The sequence below is a fragment of the Limosilactobacillus galli genome, from assembly GCF_947381495.1.
Lineage (GTDB): Bacteria > Bacillota > Bacilli > Lactobacillales > Lactobacillaceae > Limosilactobacillus > Limosilactobacillus galli.
In genome coordinates this window covers 1-230 of record NZ_CANCWK010000150.1, presented here as the reverse complement: position 1 = coordinate 230, position 230 = coordinate 1, and the positions used below count along the sequence as shown (strand labels likewise).

1 pseudogene is annotated in these 230 nt (G+C 44.3%); it reads left to right on the top strand.

The annotated features are described in order from the left end of the window. Nucleotides 1-230, top strand: a pseudogene (locus QOS10_RS09665) (RNA-guided endonuclease InsQ/TnpB family protein); the annotation flags it as partial.

Genomic DNA, 230 nt, shown 5'->3' with positions numbered 1-230 from the left:
GCATGGAATGCTTTTCGCAAAATTCACACCGCAGGTGTTCCTAATTTTCACCGGAAAAGCTACGTTTGGCGTTATCAAACTAACTGCCAGTATTTGAAACAGAAGGAAGCATACTTAACCAACGGAACTGTACGTTTTGAAGATAGTAAGCATGTTCTGGTTCCTAAATTAGGTCGGCTCCGTGTTAAAGGTTCCCACCAGCGAATCTTAGCTCGCAGTGCCGAAACTCG